The following is a 3,728-nucleotide window of genomic DNA, read 5'->3' as shown; positions in this document are numbered from 1 at the left end:
GGACTGCGACGTGTGTCGCCCGGCCTTGAGGGAGGGTCTTCGAGCCGCCATGCCTGCCGCGAGCCGACCGCGGGTGTCGGTACCCGCTGCACCAGCCCCGCCACCACGCCCGCCACCACGCCCGACGCCTCGACAGACTCAGCCGCTAGGGTCGACGCCGGCCGAGGTCCTCGAGGCCGCCCAGCAGGATATCCCGGGCGCGCGCGAGCGCCTGCTCGAGTGCTTGGAGGCCCTGCCGGAAGGGCAGAAGCCCGTCGGCCTCGGCTTGCTCGGCGGTTTGGAAGCGGCGACGCCGGTCCTGCTGCGCCACCTGGAGGGCGACGAGCGCCCCGCTCTAGCGAGCCTGCGGGCACTGGGCGTCCTGGCGCCGGAGCCCTTCTTGCGCCTCCTGCCCACACTCACCGAGCACCCCTCGGTGCAAATCAGGCTCGAGGCCGCCCGCCTCTGCGGCCGGCACCGGGTAGGGGAGGCGGCGCTGCGGGCCCTGCTCCGTAGCCGCGAGGCCTACTTGCGCACCGCCGCGCAAGTAGCGCTGAGCAAGTTCGCCCCCTAGCGCCCTTCGGGAATCTCGGCGAAGGCCAGGGCCAGCCAGGCGCGGATCTCGTCCGTGAGCGTCATCGTCTCGAGCGCTTCGGGCCTGTACCAGCCGAGCGTAGGGTCGGTCTCGAGCAGCGCGCCCTCGTAGCCGGGCGCGGGCACCGCGAAGTAGATGAGGTCGATGTGCTCGTGGCCGGGAAGGATGGTCTCGAGTTGCACGCCGCGCGGCCGGATGAGCTGCCGGGGCGGCTCGCTGCGGAGCGCCCGCTCGCCCACCAGGACGACCGGCACGCCCGACTCTTCGAACACCTCGCGGACGGCGGCCTCGTCGGGCAGTTCGTTCGGCTCGATGTGCCCGCCGCAGGGCAACCACATGCCCAGCCCCTTGTGGCGGTGCAGGAGCGTGCTTCCCTGCCACAGCACGAAGGCGGTGGCGGTGAAGTCGCGGCTGAGCGGGGCAGTCTCCAAGCGCCCGTCAGGCCATGACCAAGGGAATGGTTTCGGCCTTGGCGCCCTTGACGGTGCCGTAGAGGGCGTGCGGCGTGGCGTTGTCGATGCTGACGGGGTAGAGGCCGGGCCTCTCTACCTGCGCCCTGGGCACCAAGACGGTGTGGTTCTGGTCGCTGTGGCCGACCATGTGTTCGCCGTCTTGCGAGACCTCCTTGACGAGCACCCGCAGCTCGCGGCCCAGCCAGCGCCCGTTGCGCTTATGTGACCAGTGCTTCTGCCGCTCGATGAGCCGCGCGAGCCGCTCGGTCTTGACCCATTTGGGCAGGTCGTCGAAATGGTTAAAGGAGGGCGTGCCCGGCCGCGCCGAGTAGAGGAACATGTAGGCGCTATCGTAGCCGACCTCGTCGTAGAGCGACAGAGTCTCTTTGAAGTCTTCCTCGGTCTCGCCCGGAAAACCGACGATGATGTCGGTCGATAGGACCACCTCGGGGATCTTCGCCTTGATTTCACGGATGATGTCCAAGTAGCCTTCGCGCCGGTACTCCCGCGCCATGCGCCTTAGCACCCGGTCGCTGCCCGACTGCACCGGCAGGTGGATGGTGTTGCAAACCGCTTCGGTCTCGGCCACCGCGTCGATGATGTCCGAGGTGAAGTTCATGGGGTGACTGGTGGTGAACTTGACCCGCGGGATGCCCAAACTTCCCACCAGGCGCAGGAGTTCGGCAAACGAGGGATAAGCCGCTAGGCCCAGGCCGTAGGAGTTGACGTTCTGACCCAAGAGGTAGAGCTCTTGCGCGCCCGCTTTCTTCATCGCCTCGGCCTCGGCAAGGATGGCCGCGACCGGGCGGGAGACCTCGGGCCCCCGCGTCTGCGGCACGATGCAGTAGGTGCAGTGGTGGTTGCAGCCGCGCATGATGGTCAAAAAGCCCGACAGCGTACCCTGCGCCGGCGGGCTATAATGCACCAGGTCCTCCTTGAAGTCCAAGCTGGTGTACTTCGCCTGCCCGCTCTCAAGCGCCTCCAAAGCCGGCAGAATGTCGGTGATGGCGCCCGGCCCGATGAGGATGTCCACGCCGAACTTCTTGGCGAGGTCCTGACCCTCCGCGAGCTGCGCTAAGCAGCCCATCACGGCCACCGTCAGCGCCTGGCCGCGCCCCTTGCGCTTGCGCAGCTCGCCCAGCATGGTGTTGACCTTCTCCACCGGCTTGCCGCGCACCGCGCAGGTGTTCAAGACCACCAGATTGGCGTCCTCGACCGAATCCACCACGCTGTGACCGCCCGCCACCAGCTCGGAGAGGATGGCGTGGGTGTCGTACTCGTTCATCTGACAGCCGTAAGTTATGACGTGCGCTCTCGTAGCGATCACCTTCCCAACAACAGCCTTCACTGTAGCGCAAATTCATCGCCGAGGAAGGGCTTTGATGAACAGCCGCCTCCTACCGTCCGAGGGCGTCCATGAGCGAGCTCAAGACGTATTCTCCAGCAAATACCAGAGCGATCAGGGCGGCGATGATCGCCGGGATGGCGGCGGCTTGGAAGAAACTGCTTGCAGCGCGAAAACGCGGCCTCTTCAGGGTGTGCTTGGGCTGCTTGCTGACGTGTGGCATGGTCGTGCTCCTTTTGAAGGCTCAAGGCGAACGCCGAGGCTTGGGTCGGGGTCTCGCTCCCTGCATAGCACCTTGAAGGGTGGCGTGCACCTCATCGGGGTTCGCCTGTCGCCAGAGGAGGAGAGGATGCCCGGCCCCTTTGACGGTAACGACAAGCTGCGCGGTGGCAAAGAGCGACGCGAGCGGGGAGCGCTTGATCTCGAGCGCGCGGATGCTGTGGTGGTCGACGCTGCGCGCTCCCCTAAACGCGCCGGGACGCTCGAGCAGGCGCTTGCTGCTCACCGCCCAGCAAGTCTGCTGGTGGAGGCCATAATGGACGAGTATGGCCGTGAAGGTCACGGCCGCAAGCCCGGCGGTCGCCTCGCCGCCCAAGATCACCACCATGCCGACGAAGAAGATGAGGTAGTTGAGGGCGTTGCCACGAAAGCTGGGCCCGTACTCGGCGACGATGGCTTCGCCTTCGTCCAGGACGAGTCCATGCCAGGTCTTCGCCGTGTGCGCTGTCATCATCCCTGCTCAGTCCTCCTCGAACCATCTTGCCGATCATGACATATTCCGTTTGGGCGCCTGGTAACGCCCAAGCCGAGGCTCGAGGTGTCTGGGTCGCCGGTGCTTGGCGGCCCAGGTCCAGGATCGAATCATTGCCCCACCCTTTGCGCTGCCTCCCAAGGTTGTCTAGCCGTGCTCGAGGCTGGTCCGCTTGCCGCTTGTTAGCTTCTCCGACCCGGGGGACAAACCATGAGATTGTCACCTTGCTGCGCACGACTTCGTTCCTGCGGAGTGCTTCGCGAAACCCGCTCCTCGCAACGACCGTCACAAGAAGATGGACGGGCCATCAGGCCACTCCGCCCTTGTACCGTCTTATCGCGCTCTTATCGCGCTTATCTCGGACCGAGCGCTACAATGGCCTTTATGACCCTTGACGATATGCTCGCGCAATTCGTGAAGATGGGGGCGTCGGACATCCATCTTCATGCCGGTTTGAAGCCCATGGTGCGTGTGAGCGGTCGGCTGCTGCCGGTAGGGCAACAAGTCCTCGCGCCCGCCCTGACTGCTTCTTTCGTCGACCTCATGTGCGACGAGCGCAAGCGAGCGGTGTTCGCCGACAAGCACCAGGTGGACACCGCCTTCAGC

6 protein-coding genes are annotated in these 3,728 nt (G+C 65.7%); 2 read left to right on the top strand and 4 right to left on the bottom strand.

The window, feature by feature from the left end:
- On the top strand, positions 1-553 hold a 553-nt coding region (locus M3498_11520), incomplete at its 5' end, for a hypothetical protein (GenBank protein ID MDQ3459914.1).
- On the opposite strand, the gene M3498_11515 is transcribed toward M3498_11520, so the two are convergent.
- The 4 genes from M3498_11515 to M3498_11500 all read right to left on the bottom strand — a co-directional run bounded on the left by M3498_11515 (position 550) and on the right by M3498_11500 (position 3,104).
- Positions 550-1,005 (bottom strand): NUDIX domain-containing protein, encoded by a 456-nt coding sequence (locus M3498_11515; protein MDQ3459913.1) that lies wholly within the window; start codon positions 1,003-1,005, stop codon positions 550-552. The two genes, M3498_11520 and M3498_11515, sit on opposite strands and share 4 nt — an antisense overlap.
- A gap of 7 nt (positions 1,006-1,012) precedes the next feature.
- Positions 1,013-2,311 carry a tRNA (N6-isopentenyl adenosine(37)-C2)-methylthiotransferase MiaB gene (gene miaB / locus M3498_11510; protein MDQ3459912.1) on the bottom strand — a complete coding sequence of 433 codons (1,299 nt, stop codon included), beginning with the start codon at positions 2,309-2,311 and terminating at the stop codon, positions 1,013-1,015.
- A 112-nt stretch (positions 2,312-2,423) separates the two neighbouring features.
- Positions 2,424-2,594, bottom strand: a complete 171-nt coding sequence (locus M3498_11505; protein ID MDQ3459911.1) for a hypothetical protein — start codon at positions 2,592-2,594, stop codon at positions 2,424-2,426.
- Between the two features lie 21 nt (positions 2,595-2,615).
- Positions 2,616-3,104 (bottom strand): hypothetical protein, encoded by a 489-nt coding sequence (locus M3498_11500; GenBank protein MDQ3459910.1) that lies wholly within the window; start codon positions 3,102-3,104, stop codon positions 2,616-2,618.
- A 402-nt stretch (positions 3,105-3,506) separates the two neighbouring features.
- On the opposite strand from M3498_11500, the gene M3498_11495 reads away from it, so the two are divergent.
- A partial coding sequence (locus M3498_11495) for a type IV pili twitching motility protein PilT (GenBank protein MDQ3459909.1) occupies positions 3,507-3,728 on the top strand: 222 nt, incomplete at its 3' end.

It is taken from the genome of Deinococcota bacterium, from assembly GCA_030858465.1.
In the GTDB taxonomy this organism is placed as follows: domain Bacteria; phylum Deinococcota; class Deinococci; order Deinococcales; family Trueperaceae; genus JALZLY01.
This window is presented reverse-complemented; position numbering and strand designations above follow the sequence as displayed.